The sequence below is a fragment of the Sphingopyxis macrogoltabida genome (assembly GCF_001314325.1).
Lineage (GTDB): Bacteria > Pseudomonadota > Alphaproteobacteria > Sphingomonadales > Sphingomonadaceae > Sphingopyxis > Sphingopyxis macrogoltabida.
In genome coordinates, this window is record NZ_CP009429.1 from 507374 (window position 1) to 521489 (window position 14116).

Annotated in this window: 14 protein-coding genes; 9 read left to right on the forward strand and 5 right to left on the reverse strand. The window is 65.2% G+C overall.

All coding sequences use genetic code 11. From position 1 onward, the window contains the following. The 4 genes from LH19_RS02565 to LH19_RS02580 are packed head-to-tail and all read left to right on the forward strand — an operon-like array spanning position 1 to position 3477. A complete protein-coding gene (locus LH19_RS02565; RefSeq protein ID WP_054588891.1) occupies positions 1-261 on the forward strand; it encodes a hypothetical protein in 261 nt (86 codons plus the stop codon). 11 nt (positions 262-272) lie between these two features. Then, positions 273-1532 carry a diaminopimelate decarboxylase gene (gene lysA / locus LH19_RS02570; protein WP_054724654.1) on the forward strand — a complete coding sequence of 420 codons (1260 nt, stop codon included), beginning with the start codon at positions 273-275 and terminating at the stop codon, positions 1530-1532. A 2-nt stretch (positions 1533-1534) separates the two neighbouring features. After that, a complete protein-coding gene (locus tag LH19_RS02575) occupies positions 1535-2305 on the forward strand; it encodes a precorrin-2 dehydrogenase/sirohydrochlorin ferrochelatase family protein (RefSeq protein WP_054724656.1) in 771 nt (256 codons plus the stop codon). Beyond that, positions 2302-3477: an aminotransferase gene (locus tag LH19_RS02580; RefSeq protein ID WP_054724659.1), complete on the forward strand. Its 1176-nt coding sequence runs from the start codon at positions 2302-2304 to the stop codon at positions 3475-3477. The genes LH19_RS02575 and LH19_RS02580 overlap by 4 nt, the downstream gene beginning before the upstream one ends. On the opposite strand, the gene LH19_RS02585 is transcribed toward LH19_RS02580, so the two are convergent. After that, positions 3474-4118: a nickel uptake transporter family protein gene (locus tag LH19_RS02585; protein WP_054724661.1), complete on the reverse strand. Its 645-nt coding sequence runs from the start codon at positions 4116-4118 to the stop codon at positions 3474-3476. The two genes, LH19_RS02580 and LH19_RS02585, sit on opposite strands and share 4 nt — an antisense overlap. Before the next feature lie 180 nt (positions 4119-4298). Here LH19_RS02585 and LH19_RS02590 point away from each other — a divergent pair, with 180 nt between their 5' ends. The 4 genes from LH19_RS02590 (at position 4299) to LH19_RS02605 (ending at position 10907) form a co-directional block, all read left to right on the forward strand. Beyond that, on the forward strand, positions 4299-6419 hold the full coding sequence (locus LH19_RS02590; RefSeq protein WP_054724662.1) for a TonB-dependent siderophore receptor: 2121 nt from the start codon (positions 4299-4301) through the stop codon (positions 6417-6419). 129 nt (positions 6420-6548) lie between these two features. Then, a complete protein-coding gene (locus LH19_RS02595) occupies positions 6549-8690 on the forward strand; it encodes a TonB-dependent siderophore receptor (RefSeq protein WP_054724664.1) in 2142 nt (713 codons plus the stop codon). Between the two features lie 170 nt (positions 8691-8860). After that, a complete protein-coding gene (locus LH19_RS02600) occupies positions 8861-9868 on the forward strand; it encodes a DUF3011 domain-containing protein (RefSeq protein ID WP_054724666.1) in 1008 nt (335 codons plus the stop codon). 118 nt (positions 9869-9986) lie between these two features. Next, entirely contained in the window at positions 9987-10907 is a 921-nt protein-coding gene (locus tag LH19_RS02605) for a DMT family transporter (RefSeq protein ID WP_082395386.1), read from the forward strand. On the opposite strand, the gene LH19_RS02610 is transcribed toward LH19_RS02605, so the two are convergent. Continuing rightward, positions 10904-11518: a 2-hydroxychromene-2-carboxylate isomerase gene (locus tag LH19_RS02610; RefSeq protein WP_054724668.1), complete on the reverse strand. Its 615-nt coding sequence runs from the start codon at positions 11516-11518 to the stop codon at positions 10904-10906. The two genes, LH19_RS02605 and LH19_RS02610, sit on opposite strands and share 4 nt — an antisense overlap. Further along, on the reverse strand, positions 11512-12243 hold the full coding sequence (locus LH19_RS02615; protein ID WP_054724670.1) for an SDR family oxidoreductase: 732 nt from the start codon (positions 12241-12243) through the stop codon (positions 11512-11514). Before LH19_RS02615 ends, LH19_RS02610 begins: the two co-directional genes overlap by 7 nt. A 79-nt stretch (positions 12244-12322) precedes the next feature. Here LH19_RS02615 and LH19_RS02620 point away from each other — a divergent pair, with 79 nt between their 5' ends. Then, on the forward strand, positions 12323-12814 hold the full coding sequence (locus LH19_RS02620) for a winged helix-turn-helix transcriptional regulator (RefSeq protein WP_054724672.1): 492 nt from the start codon (positions 12323-12325) through the stop codon (positions 12812-12814). Here the strand turns inward: LH19_RS02620 and clpS are convergent, their stop codons facing one another. Further along, positions 12815-13141: an ATP-dependent Clp protease adapter ClpS gene (gene clpS / locus LH19_RS02625; protein WP_231732735.1), complete on the reverse strand. Its 327-nt coding sequence runs from the start codon at positions 13139-13141 to the stop codon at positions 12815-12817. It abuts the gene before it with no gap. 227 nt (positions 13142-13368) lie between these two features. Next, complete coding sequence (locus LH19_RS02630; protein ID WP_054724676.1) at positions 13369-14109, reverse strand: phasin family protein; 741 nt, start codon at positions 14107-14109, stop codon at positions 13369-13371. Between the last annotated feature and the right edge of the window lie 7 nt (positions 14110-14116).

The following is a 14116-nucleotide window of genomic DNA, read 5'->3' on the forward strand; positions in this document are numbered from 1 at the left end:
ATGATGGCCCAGCGTTCCCTCGCCGCCGCCCTGACCGGCGCCGCCCTTTTGGCCACGCTTGCCGCGTGCGGCAGCAAGGAAGATCTGAAGCCCGTCGCCGGCCAGCCGGCACCGGAAATCCCGCTCGGCGCAACGCGCGCCCCGACCACGGAGGAGCTCACGACGCCTGACGCGCAGGCCAGACCCGCGCGCAGCGACGAACTTCTCAAACGCTCGGAACGCCGCGAACCCGACGATTTCGATTTACCGCCTCCGGGCTGAGGACTTTTCCAATGGATCATTTTGACTATCGTGACGGCGTCCTCCACGCCGAAAACATTCCCTTGCCGCGCATCGCCGAGGAAATCGGCACCCCCGTCTATGTCTATTCGCGCGCGACGCTCGAACGCCATGCGCAGGTGTTCCGCGACGCGCTGAGCGATATTCCGAAGAAGCACATCGCCTTCGCGATCAAGTGCAACCCCAACCTCGGCGTGCTGCGCGTCCTCGCGCGGCAGGGCTATGGCGCCGACGTCGTCTCGGGCGGCGAGCTCGAACGCGCGCTGGCGGCGGGCATGGCGCCCGAAGACATCGTCTTTTCGGGCGTCGGCAAGACGCGCGCCGAACTGGCGCTCGGACTCGATCGCGGCATCGGCCAGTTCAACATCGAACATGAACCCGAAGGCGTCGCGCTTGCCGAGATTGCGCTTGGCAAGGAGATGACTGCGCGCGCCGTGCTACGCGTCAACCCCGACGTCGATGCGGGCACGCATGCGAAAATTTCGACCGGCAAGGCCGAAAACAAGTTCGGCGTCGGCATCGACAGCGCGCCCGAAATATTCGGGCGTCTGGCAGCGCTGCCGGGGCTGCAAATGCGCGGTATCGCACTGCATATCGGCAGCCAGCTCACCAGCCTCGACCCGCTCGAGGCGGCGTTCGAACGCGTCGGTCGTCTCGTCGCCGACCTCCGCGCCGCGGGGCACAGCATCACCCATGTCGACCTTGGCGGCGGGCTTGGCGTGCCGTATCGGCCCGAGGACAATCCGCCGTCGCCCGCCGAATATGGCGCGATGGTCGCGCGGGTAACAAAGGATTGGGACGTCACGCTGATGTTCGAACCCGGCCGGGTGATCGCGGGTAACACTGGCGTGCTGCTTACCGAGGTGCTGTGGGTCAAGCCGGGCGCGACCAATCCGTTTGTGATCGTCGACGCAGCGATGAACGACCTTGCGCGTCCGGCGCTTTACGACGCCTATCATGATTTCGTTGCCGTGCAGCCGGGCGGCGAGAAGATGACCGCGTCGATCGTCGGCCCGGTGTGCGAAACGGGCGATACCTTCGCGCGCGACCGCGTGACCGACAAGGTCGAGGCGGGCGACCTTGCCGTCTTCCGCACCGCGGGCGCCTATGGCGCGACGATGGCGTCGACCTATAACAGCCGCAGCCTCGTTCCCGAGGTGCTCGTCGATGGCGACCGCTATGTCGTCGTCGCCGACCGCATCGCCGCGGGGACGATCATGGCCGCCGAGCGCGTGCCCGACTGGATCGACTGACGATGGAGCAATTCCCCCTCTTCCTCAATCTGCGCGGCCGCCCGGTCGTGCTGGTCGGGGAAGGGGAGGCGGCGGACGCCAAGGCGCGGCTGATCGTTCGCGCCGGCGGGCGGATCGTCACCGATTGGGAGGAGGGCGCAGCCGTTGCGTTCGTCGCCCTTGCCGACGAGGGCGAGGCGCGCGCGGCTGCGCAGGCGCTGCGGGCGCGCGGGCTGCTCGTCAATGTCGTCGACCGGCCCGACCTTTGCGATTTCACCACCCCGGCGATCGTCGACCGGACGCCGGTCACCATTGCGATCGGCACCGGCGGGGCGTCGGCGGGGCTGGCAAAGGCGGTGCGGCAACGCATCGAGGCCCTGCTTCCCGCGCGGCTCGGGGCGCTCGCCTCGGCGCTGCATGCGGCGCGGGATGCGATGAAAAGCCGTTGGCCTGCCGCCGCCGACCGGCGCCGCGCAATCGACGCGGCGCTGGCGAGCGGCGGCGCGCTCGATCCGCTCGACGGCGATGCGGCGGACAAGGTCGATGCCTGGCTGGCGGGTGCGGTAGCAGCGCAGCCGTCGCGGCTCGAAACCATCGCCCTCGCCAGCGCCGACCCCGACGATCTGACGCTCCGCGTTGCGCGGCTGCTCGGCGAGGCCGACCATATCTTCCATCCGGCGGCGATTCCCACCGCGATCCTCGACCGTGCCCGCGCCGATGCCGCTCGCCATATCGCCGATGCGCCGCCCGCCGCCCCGCCGCCGGGCCTGTCGCTCTGGATTTCGCAACCATGACCGCCGTCCATCCGCTCTACGCCGCGATGGCCCCGACGATCTTCGAGCATATGTCGGCGCTCGCCCGCGAACATGGCGCAATCAATCTGGGGCAGGGTTTTCCCGACGAGCCTCCGCATCCCGACATGGTCGCTGCCGCAGCGCGCGCGCTCACCGAAAAATCGAACCAATATCCGCCCGCCTTCGGCCTGCCCGAGCTATGCAACGCAATCTGCGGTTTCTACGCGCGGCGACAGGGTCTCGCGCTCGCGCCGGAGCAGGTGATCGTCACCTCGGGCGCGACCGAGGCGCTGGCCGCGGCGCTGCTCGCGCTGGTCGCGTCGGGGGACGAGGTGATCCTGTTCCAGCCGGCCTATGACAGCTATGCGCCGGTGATCCGCCGCATTGGCGGTGTTCCGGTTTCGGTCGCGCTCCGCCCGCCCCATTGGCGCTACGATGCCGCCGACCTTGCCGCCGCCATCACCCCGCGCACGCGCGTGCTGATGCTCAACGACCCGCTCAACCCCGCGGGCACAGTGGCGAGCGAGGCCGAACTCGCGATGATCGCGGAGACATGCGTGCGCTACGACCTCACCGCGATCTGCGACGAGGTGTGGGAGGATGTCCGCTTCGACGGCATCGCCCACCGCTCGCTGCTGTCCTTTCCGGGCATGGCGGAGCGCGCGGTCAAGATCGGCTCGGCGGGCAAGATCTTCGGCCTCACCGGCTGGAAAACGGGCTGGATGTGCGCCGCACCGGCACTGGCGACCGCGCTCGGCCGCGCGCACCAGTTCCTGACCTTCACGACGCCGCCCGCGCTGCAATGGGCGGTCGCCGAGGGGCTGGAGCGGCCCGACGACTGGTTTGCGGCGCAGCGCGACGGCTGGGCGGTATCGCGCCGGCGACTGGGCGACGCGCTGGACCGTGCAGGCTTTAATGTGCTGCCGAATGCCGCGACCTGGTTCCTGTGCATCGACCTCGCGGCGTCGGGCGTCGCGCTTTCCGACCGTGAATTCAGCGAACGCGCGGTGCGCGAGGCGGGGGTGGCGTCGATCCCGGTGTCGGCGCTGTTCGAAGGCGACGGCCCGCGTCACATCCTGCGCCTCTGCTTCGCCAAGGACGGTGCGGTCCTCGACGAAGCGGTGGAGCGGCTCGCGCGGTTTCGCGACCGGTTGGCGAGCGAACGCCCTTAGGGCTGGACGAAGGTCAGCGTCGAAACGTGGATCGTCTTGGCGAGCGTCTTGCCGCCGAGCGCGCGTTCGCCCTCCACGTCGTGCGAAACCGCGAGCAGATAGCGGCCGGCGCCCGACACGGGCACATCGACACGGCCCGCACCGTCCGCGGTGAAACTCTTTTGCCAGCGATCGGCGTTGATCACATTGACCTTCGCGGCGGGCAGGGGCTTGCCCTGCCAGTGGACGATGAAGCTGTCCGATCCCGCCGCGACAGGCACGATCTCGAGGTCGAGCGCATGGCTGGGGTCGTTGCGGCCGGCGCGCGCATAATAGATGACGCCTTCCCATTTGCCGTCGTTTTCCCAAGGCGCGAAGACATTGTCGTCGGTCAGGCGCACGTCGCCTTCTCCGGCGACGGCCGCTTCGATATGGTTGGCGCGGCGTACGAGCGCGGCCGGCGTCTTGCTGCCGGCGAGGAAGACGCCCGGCGTCTTGAGGTTCGAAAATTCGGGGTCGCCGGCCTCGGGAACCGGATCGGCGGGCTCGCCGAGATAGACGCGCGCCGGGCCGGCGCCGTCGCGTTCGATCCACACTTCATGCGCGGCGGCGGGCGACGCGAGCAAGCTTAAGGCGATCAGCGCGGCGAAGCTTTTTTTCATCGGGAGTTCCTCTGTTTTGAATGGGCCTCAACGGCGTTTTGGCTGCTGGAAGCGCCCGCCGGCGCACATCTGTGAGATCAAGGAACTCTTATTGCAAATGATAATTACTCGCTTGCTATTGCGAATGAGTCGCTATAGCCGCCATGCCGAATCGAGATTGGGTCTCAAAAGAGGGTGAATATGATGACTGTCCGAATGATCATGCTCTGCGGGGCATCCATGCTTGCGTGTTCGGTCAATCCGGCCTGGGCTGGCGAGGGCGCGGACGATGCCGCGTCGGCGGCTGCCGACACCGCCGCTGAAGCCGATGCTTATGCGGGCGGCGAGGAGACGATCGTCGTCACGGGCTATACCGGTACCAAGACCGACACCGCGCTGACCGAATTGCCGCAGCCGATCAAGGTCGTCACCGCCGAACAATATCAGGCGCAGGGCGCGATCAGCATCAGCGACACGGTGAAATATGCCGCCGGCGTCCTCGCCAATCCCTATGGCCGCGATACCCGCGTCGACGGCTTCAACGTCCGCGGCCTCGATGCGCTGCAGTTCCGCGACGGCATGCGCGACATCTTCTCCTATTATGCCTCGATTACTTCGGACCCCTATAATTTCTCGCGCGTCGAAATCGTGCGCGGCCCGGCTTCTGTGCTGTTCGGGCAGGGGTCGATCGGCGGTCTCGTCAATCTCGTCAGCAAGACGCCGGATTTCACCACGCGCGGCGAAATCAGCCTCGTCTATGGCAGCTTTGACCGCAAGGAAGTGCTCGCCGACGTCAATCTCGCCGCCTCCGACACGCTCGCCGTCCGCCTCGTCGGCCGTGCGCGCGACGCCGACACCTATGTCGATCATGTCCCCGACGACCGGGTGATGTTCGCGCCCTCGATCCGCTGGCAGCCGACGCCCGACACCGACGTCGTGCTGACCGGTCTCTATCAGGAGGACGACAGCGGTTCGACATCGCAGTTCCTGCCGATCGTCGGGACCTTCCTGCCCAACACCGCCAATCCTTCAGGTCGCCTCGACCAATATACCTTTGTCGGCAAGCCCGGAGAGGACCGCTATGCCGGTCGTTCGCTCCAGGGCGGGGGATCGATTACCCACCGCTTCTCGGACAATATCCGCCTCAGCCTGAAGGCACGCTATATCGACAGCGACCTCGAATATAACACCCGCTACACCGACAGCTATACCAACCCGACCGACCCTTTTCTGCCCTATGCTACCCAAGGAACCTATGGCCGCACGATCGGCCTGTATGTCGGTGCCAACGACGCGCGGATGAACGTGTTTTCAACCGACAACAACGTCCAGTTCAACTTCAACACCGGCGCGAATATCGAACATAAGCTGCTGGTCGGCCTCGACTATAGCTGGAACAAGGTCGCCAAGCGCAGCGCCGACGGGTTCGAACTGATCGACCTCTACGACATCGATTACGACGCGATGGGCACATATGATCCCACCGGCCGGTTCTTCGTCGAAAGCCAGAAGCAGCTTGGTATCTACGTGCAGGACCAAATCCGTTTCTACGACCGGGTTTCCGTCGTGCTGGGCGCCCGCCGCGACCGCGTCACCGGCTCCTCCGGCCAGAAGGACAATGCCACCACCTTCCGCGCCGGGATTATCGGAGAGATCGGCGCCGGCTTCTCGCCCTTCTTCAGCTATACCGAGAGCTTCCTGCCGGTCGCGGGCTCGATTCAGGACATCAACGGCGATCCCATCTCGCCCTACCGGCCGCAGACCGGCACGCAATATGAGGCGGGCGTGAAGTGGCAGCCGAACATCAACACGCTGGTCACGGCGACCGTCTTCAAGATCAAGGAGCGCAACCGCGTCCTCTATGGCGCCGGCAACTCGACCAGCCAGTCGGGCGTTCTCAACACCAAGGGTTTCGAGATCGAGGCCAGCCACACGCTGCCCGGCAATTTCGAACTGCTCGCCAATTACGGCTATTCGAAGCTCAAGTCCGAAACGAATACCAGCCTGGACTATATGCCGCGGCACACCGCGTCGCTCTGGTCGACCAAGACCTTCGGACTTGTCGACGAAGCGCAGCTCCAGCTGGGCGCCGGTGTCGTCTATAATGGCAAGAGCGTTTCGACGAGCCCCGTCTGGTCGATCGTCACGCCGTCGCGCACGACGGTCGACGCGCTGGCCGAGATCAATTGGAACAACTGGCGCTTTGCGGTCAACGCCACGAACCTGCTCAACAACAAATATTTCGCCTCCTGCCTTGCGCGCGGCGACTGTTTCGTGGGCGCGCCGCGCAACGTGATGGGCACCGTCGGCTATCGCTTCTGATCGGTGCCGGCGGCGGGGCCTGTCTGGCGCCGCCGGCCTTCGTCGTCGCGAGGCCCGATCTCGGCCGGGTCTATGCCGTGGGGGCGCATGGTCGCCGGATGATCTTCCGTGACAACAGGGGAAAAAGCCATGACCAAGACCGTCATTGGCCGGCTGATTGCCGGCACCGCCCTTTCGCTGATCTTCACGCTGCCCGCAGCGGCGGCGGAAGCGGACGACCAGTCACAGCCGGGCCGCGACATCGTCGTGACCGGCGAACGGCTGGAACGCGTTCCCGACGCCGGCAAGTCCGACATTCCGCTGATCGAGACGCCGCAGGCGATTTCGGTGATCACGACCGAGGACCTGCAAAAGCGCGGCGTCACCCGGCTGGCGGAGGCGCTGCGCGGGGTCGCAGGGGTGTCGCGGAGCAGCACCTATGGCTATTACGACGCCTATCAGATCCGCGGCTTCGACGCCGCCTATGGCAGCGTCTATCTTGACGGCCTTGCGAGCCTGAACGTCGCGGGCAGCAACAACGAACTCGCCGGGCTGGAGCAGGTCGAGGTCGTCAAGGGCCCGGCGTCGATGCTTTACGGCTCGGCACCGCTCGGCGGGATCGTCAACCTTGTCAGCAAACGTCCGAAGCCCGAGGCCTTTGCCGATGCGACGATCGCGACCGGGTCCTACGGACTCGTCGAAGCAAGTCTCGATGCCAATGCGCCGCTGACCGGCGATGGCGCGCTCCTTGGCCGGATCAATCTCCTCTTTCGCGACAGCGGCGATTTCGTCGATTTCTCGTCGAAGAACCGCATCTATATCGCGCCGTCGCTGACCTGGAATATCGGCCCCGCGACGCGCCTGACCTTCCTCGGCCGCTACGAACGCAATCACGACCGCCCCTGGTCGCCGGTTTCGGCGTGGGGGACGGTGCTGCCATGGGCGCATGGCGAGCAGCCGATCGATTTCACGATCAACAATGACACGGTCGATCCCGCGATCCACAACCAGCGCTATGTCCACGCCGGCTATGTCTTCGCCCATGAATTTTCGGATGCGCTGTCGTTCGATCAGACGCTGCGTTACACCGACCGCAAGATATTCTGGAACAACTGGAATTTCTGGTCGGGTTTCGTCGACAACGAAATCGTCGACGGCGTCCAGCAGGGCCATATCGCGGGCCGCTACATCTATGGTCCCTTCTACGAACGCGACAAGGATATCGCGGTCGACAGCCGCTTTACGCTGAAGGTCGCGACAGGGATCGTGAAGCACAATATCGTCGTCGGGCTCGATTACCGGCAAAGCAAAAGCCGCTTCCACGAAGATGGCGGCAATTACGATCCCGCAGCCAACCCGCTCGACCTGCTCGATCCCGATTTCGAGGCGCCGCTGATCCACGATCCGGCGGCCGCCTATGCCGGCGGCGGCAAGTCGCGCCAGACGGGTATCTACATTCAGGACCATCTGAACTTCGCCGACGTCGCGACGCTGACGCTCGGCGGTCGCTACGACTGGGCGAGCGCCGACGGGCAGAAGGATGAAAAGCTCAGTCCGCGCATCGGCGCCACCGTCAATGTGGCGCCGGGGGCGGCGCTCTACGCCAGCTGGTCGCGGTCGTTCACGCCGCAGGCGGGGTTCTTCACCGTCGACGGCGATTCTCTGCCCCCCGAAACGGGCCGTAATATCGAGGCCGGGATCAAGTTCCAGCACGGCACGCTCAGCGGCATGGTTTCGGTCTTCGAACTGACGCGCCAGAATGTTGCGACCGAAGATCCCGCCAACCCCTTCTTCTACGTCACGACGGGCGAGCAGCGCAGCCGCGGCATCGAGGTCGAAGGGACATGGCATCCCGCGCCGGGCGCGACGATCGCGATCGCCTATGCCTATCTCGATGCGAAGATCACCAAGGACAATAATCTTCCCGTCGGCGCGCGGCTCCAGAATGTGCCGAAGCACGGGTTCAACCTGTTCGGCGAATATGTCGTTCCGTCGGGTCCGCTCGCCAATCTCGGCGTCAACGCCGCCTTCCAGTATAACAGCCGCAAGGTCGGGGCGAATTTCCCCGAGGATCTCGATTTCGACGGCAGCTTCGACGCGCTGTCGCTGTTCACGCTACCGAGCTATGCGCTGTTCGATGCCGGTCTGTCCTATGGCTATCGCGACTGGACGATCCGCCTCAACGTCAACAACCTGTTCGACAAGCGCTATTTCCCCGACAGCTGCTGCGTCGACCGCGTCACCCCCGGCGAACCGCGGAGCTGGCGCCTCAGCCTGTCGAGGCATTTCTAAGGTACCGCGCACCCTCTGATCTTGGCGATCTCGCGCTATCCGGTGGCATTTTTGCGATGGCTTTGCCCCGCGAAACGTGGAAACATCGGTGTCGATATTCGGGAGCAAGAAGGCAGCACGGAAAAAGACAGGGCAAAACGGATCGATCTTTCAACAGCAGGGGCAAAGACATGCGGAATCCGGTTCTCACGGTCGTCACGACCGCTTCGCTGATCGCCACACAGCTCGCCACGCCGGCGCTGGCCCAAGTTACTACCCTTCCTTATCCGCCCCCGGGCGGCCCGCAGATCCAGCCGCCGCGGCCCGGTGACAATTATGCCGGCACGCTCCGCTGCGAATCGCGGAACAACAAGATCCAGCGTTGCAACGTGCGCACCGGTAACCGCGTCGACCTGATCCGCGTCATTGGCGGGCGTTGCTCGAAGGGGCGCGACTGGGGCTTCACCGCGTCGCAAATCTGGGTTTCGGGCGGCTGCCGTGCCGAATTCGGCTATGGCTATAATTATGGCGGCGGCGGAGGCTATCCGGTGCCGTTGCCGCAACCGGTCGGCGACTATGCCGGCACCATCCGCTGCGAATCGCGCAGCAACCGCTACGAGCAATGCAATGTCGCGACGAACGACCGCGTCGAACTGACGCGGCGGCTTGGCGGGCGCTGCAATGCGGGCCGGCAGTGGGGCTATACCGCCTCCTACGTCTGGGTGAACAACGGCTGCCGTGCCGAATTCGGCTATGGCTACCGCAATGCGCGGCCGCCCGAGAAAGACAAGGACAAGGGACCGAGCACCGGACTGATCATCGGCGGCGCCGTGGTCGCGGGCGGCCTGCTCGCGCTGCTGCTCAGCAAGAAAAAGAAGACACCGACGGGCGAGGAGACGACGACGACCGAGCCCGTGACCTATCCCGCCGGCCCGCCGGCGACGCTCAGCGCCAACCTCTCGAGCCTGCCGAGCGCGGCGCGCCCATCGGTGCAGAATTGCATGAACGATGCGGCGCGGCAGATCGGCGCGACGGGCGGCTCGCGGTTGACGTACGACCGGCTCGTCAACCTCGAGCAGGGCAATGGCGGCTGGCGCATTCGCGCGGCGATGACCGCGACCTATCCCGACGGCGCGCGTTCGATCGAGATGTATTGCCGCGCGACGCCGAGCCAGATCATCCAGCTCGATTTCAGCTAGGCGAGGTAACGGAAGGGACCGGCACGGACGCGGGTCCCTTCCCACGCCGGTTGCATATTTCCGCCGGGCCGTGAAAGAGCGGGCTGACGCCCTGCGGCGCGAACGGGAAACGATGCGAATGACGAACGATGGCGGGCCGCTGACGGCGCTCTGGTCGCGGGCCTATGTGCTGCTGACCTTCACCGCGCTGTTCTGGGCGGGCAATTCGATCGTCGGGCGCGCGGCGCGCGAACTCGTCCCGCCCGCGGCGCTGTCCTTCTGGCGCTGGACCTTCGCGCTGATGCTGTTGCTGCCACTGGCGTGGCCGTATCTGAAGCGCGACTGGCCGGTGCTGCGGGTGAACTGGCCGATCGTCGCGGTCCTCGGCGCGCTGGCGATCGGGTCGTTCAACATCCTCCTCTACACCGGGCTGCAGAGCACGACGGCGCTCAATTCGATGCTGATCCAGTCGGCGCAGCCGGCGCTGATCCTGATCGTCGGGGCGCTGGTGATGCGCGACCGGACGAGTGTGCGTCAGGTCGCGGGTGTGCTGGTGTCGCTGGCCGGGGTGCTGGCGATCGTCGGGCGCGGCGACCCGGCGTTGCTGATCGCGCTGCAGCTCAATCTCGGCGATGCGATCATCGGCGGCGCGGTGCTGCTCTGGGCGCTCTATTCGGTGCTGCTCCGCCGCCGGCCGGCGGTCCATCCGCTGAGCTTTCTCGCCGCCTCGATCATCGTCGGGATCGTCGTGATCGCGCCGGTTTATGCGATCGAGCTGTGGTCGGGGAAGCGGATCGTCGCGGCCCCGGGAAGCGCGTTGGCGATCGCCTATGTTTCGGTCTTCCCGTCGTTCCTCGCCTATCTTTTCTTCAATCGCGGGGTCGAACTGATCGGGTCGGCGGCGACCGGCCAATATATGAACGTCATGCCGCTGATGGGGGCGGGGCTGGCGATGCTGTTCCTCGGCGAGACGCTGCATCTGTTCCACGTCGCCGGGCTGGCGCTCATCGTCGCGGGAATCTGGGTGGCGGGGCGGGCACCGTCGGCCGGGCAGGGCTAGCCGAGCGCTTCTTCGACCTGCGCCAGCCGGTCCTTGCCGAAGAACATCTCGTCACCGACGAAGAAGGTCGGGATGCCGAAGACGCCGCGCGCCACCGCGGCTTCGGTGTTGGCGACGAGCTTCGCCTTGATCTCCGGTTCCTGCGTTCGCGCCAGCAGCGCCGGGCCGTCGAAGCCGTTCGCCGAGAGAAAGGTTGCGACGACCTCGGGTTCGTCCATTTTCAGCCCTTCTTCCCACATCGCGCGGTTCACCGCGTCGACATAGTCGTCGAGCATGCCTTCGTCCGCCGCGACGATCGCGCCGCGCATGATCAGCAGCGTGTTCACCGGGAAATGCGGGTTGAGGCGAAATTTGGTCAGGCCGTGTTTTTCGATGAAGCGCCGCATTTCGAGATGCTCATAGGCGAGCTTGGCCGGCGCTTCGGCATATTGGATCATCGGCGCCTTGTTGCCCGTGGCCTTGAAGATCCCGCCGAGCAGGCACGGGGTGATCACCAGATCTGCGCCGGTGCGGTCGAGCAGTTCGGGCAGCACCCGCAGCGTCAGATAGGCGTTCGGGCTGCCGAAATCGAAGATGAGTTCGAGTGTCTTTTTCGGGCTTTCGGTCACCATTTTTCTCCCCAGGGGCGGAGGTCGAGTTCGTGCGTCCACGCGCTTTTCGGCTGCTTGTGGAGCATCACATAGTTGGCGGCGATGGCGTCGGGATTGAGGATCAGATCCAGCGCCTTGGCCTTGTCGAAGTCGGGATGGCGGCCCTTGATGAATTCGGTGTCGATCGCGCCGTCGATGATTATGTGCGCCACGTGCACGCCCTGCGGGCCCAGTTCGCGCGCCATCGACTGGGCGAGCATGCGCAAGGCGCCCTTGGCGCCCGAGAAGGCGGCAAAGCCGGCGCCGCCGCGCAAGGACGCCGTCGCGCCGGTGAAAAGGATCGTGCCGCGGCCGCGCGGTGCCATGCGCTTCGCGGCTTCGCGGCCCATCAGGAAACCGCCGAGGCACGCCATTTCCCAGACCTTGGTGTAGACGCGGACGGTGGTCTCGCCGATCGGGAAGTTCACATTGGCGCCGATGTTGAACACCGCGACCTCGACCGGGCCGACCTCGGCCTCGACCTGGTCGAACAGCGCGATCATCGCCTCTTCGTCGCGGGCATCGGCGGGGAAGGCGCGTGCCTTGTGCCCGTCGTCGCGGATCGACTGAGCCAGCGTTTCGAGCGCGTCGGCGTTCCGTTCGCGACGATTGACGCACGCGGTGAGGCCTTCCGCGGCGAAGGCGCGCGCGATGGCGCCGCCGGTTGCGTCGCCGGCTCCGATGATCACGGCTGCGGGGTTGGACATAAGCGACTCTCCTCTTGCCGCCGATAGTAACTATGATAAACATAGTGACAAGAGAAAATTTCCATCGTTGAGTGAGGCCATGCCCAAACGCGCGGATCTGTCGGACACATTCTGCCCCGTCGGTCGGTCGGCCGAACTGCTCGGCGACCGCGCGGTGCTGCTGATCCTGCGCGATCTGTTTTTCGGCAAGCGGCGGTTCGAGGCGATCGCGGCGAACACCGGTCTCGGCCCGCAACTCGTCTCGGCGCGGCTCAAGCGGCTGGTGGCGGAAGGGGTGGCAGAGCGTCACGCCTATCAGGATCGCCCGCCGCGTTACGAATATCGGCTGACCGCCAAGGGCAAGGATATGTTCGATATCCTCTATGCGATGCGCAATTGGGCCGAACGCTGGGCCTATGAGGAGGGAGAGACCGGATCAGGCCCGGCCATGCGCTATTTCCATCGCGCTTGCGGCGCCGATGTCGGCACATCGACCGTCTGCCCCGGCTGCGGCGAGCCTTTGCGTTATGGCGATCTGAAAGGCGAGCCATCGGCGGCGCTCAGCGCCGAACAGGCGGCGAAAGCGGGCTGATCAGGCCTTTTCGAGCGTGCACTGGAGCGGGTGCTGGTTCTGCCGCGCGGCGTCCATCACCTGATTGACCTTGGTCTCCGCAACTTCGTAGCTGAACACGCCGCACACCCCGACGCCCTGCTGGTGGACGTGGAGCATCACCTGCGTCGCCTGTTCGATGTCCATGTTGAAGAAGCGCTGAAGCACCATCACGACGAATTCCATCGGCGTGTAATCGTCGTTGAGCAGCAGCACCTTGTACATCGAAGGCTTTTTCGCCTTCGCGCGGGTACGCGTCGCGATGCCGACACCCGGGGTGCCGGGCGAGCCATCGTCCTTGTCGGCCATCGCACGGGCCGGATGGGAGATCGGAGCGGGAAACATCATGGGCCAGAATATCGCACGCCGAAGCGGATTCGCAAGAGGGCGGGGTGGTTAATCGCCGTTTCGCGGCGAAACCGGCCCGAAAAAGCAGGAACCGCCCGCATCCGTAAAGGCTGCGAGCGGTCCTGGTTTGCCTGCGCGGGCGGGGAGGAGGGGAGAGTGCCCGCGCCGGCGGTGGAAAATGAAGGCCCTTAGGCTGCCTTCATCTTCGAGCTGATGACCGAAACGCGGTTCGAGATCGGCGCAAAGCTGTCGTTCGTCAGCTTGACGACGAGTTCGCTGGTCTTCGAGGTCTGCGCAACGGCGGCGTCGAACGCCTTCTTGCTGTTTTCGGCATAGAGCTTGAAGAATTCGGTCGGCGACTTGACGGCGGTGTAGCCCTTCAGCGCGGCCGACGTGTCTTCGAAGCTCTTGCGGGCGAAGGTCACGCCTTCCTGGCCGAGCGTTTCGATGCCCTTGGCAGCGATCTTGCCCGATTCAACCAGCGCTTCGATGTTCGCCTTGTTGAATTCGACGGCTTCTTCGGCGAGCTTGCTCGACTTGGCGAAAGCTTCCTTCGCCTTTTCGTTGAAGTCGGCGGTCAGCGCTTCGGCGCGGGTCTTCGCATCTTCGGCGAACTTCTTGACGGTGTCGTTCATGGTCTTCAGTCCTTTGGTGGCGGCGGCGACCGGCTTCGGCGCGGCCTTTGTCGTGGGGGCGATGGTCTTTGTGGCCGCCTTCTTGGGAGCGGCCTTCTTTGCTGCCGGCTTTGCGGCTTTCTTTTGGACCGGCTTGGCCTTCGCCACGACGGTCTTGGTCTTTACGGGCGCTTCGATCTTTTCGGCTGCCGGGGCAGCAACGACCGGAACGGCAGGAGCAGCCACGGGAGCGGCAGCGGTATCCAGCGTCGCGGCTTCGAAAGCCTTTTCGGCACTATCCAACTTGGTAGCCATCGGGACA